Below are 615 nucleotides of genomic sequence, written 5' to 3' on the forward strand. Positions count from 1 at the left end.
CCCCCCAGCCACACAATCAGGATCAGCCCCATGAACATCCAGCCCAGCAAGGTGAAGTAATCCACCGTGGACATGATGTACGCCTGGCTGATCACCATCTGATCCAGTTGCGTGTAAGCCTGAGCCCCTGCCCCGCCCAGATGGGTAATCGCCTCGCGGGTCGCCGGATCGAACCGGGTGATGCTTTCAGTCAGGTACGCGTGATGCTGATCGGCCCGACGAATCCAGATCCAGGTCGTCAGTGACGCCGCAAAACTGCCGCCCAAGGTCCGCAGAAACGTCGCCAGCCCCGAACCGTCGGCGATCTGGCTCGGTGGCAAATCCGAAAGGAGGATGGTCAGGGTCGGCATGAAGAACAGCGCCACGCCGATCCCCATGAACAACTGCACCATCGCGATGTGCTGGAAGTCCACTTCATTGGTGAACCCGGCGCGCATGAAACAGCTCAGGCCGATGGCCAGGAATGCCCCGCCCGCCAGCACCCGCATGTCGAATCGCGGTGCGTACTTGCCGACGAACGGTGACAACAACACCGGCAGGATCCCCAGCGGTGCCACGGCAAAACCGGCCCAGGTCGCGGTGTAGCCCAAGCGCGTCTGCAGCCACTGTGGCAGG

At 62.4% G+C, this 615-nt stretch carries 1 protein-coding gene; it reads right to left on the minus strand.

The features are described 5' to 3' along the window. A partial coding sequence (locus tag PMI29_RS01285; RefSeq protein WP_033052783.1) for an MFS transporter occupies positions 1–615 on the minus strand: 615 nt, incomplete at both ends.

This window comes from Pseudomonas sp. GM49 (genome assembly GCF_000282355.1).
Classification (GTDB): Bacteria; Pseudomonadota; Gammaproteobacteria; order Pseudomonadales; family Pseudomonadaceae; genus Aquipseudomonas.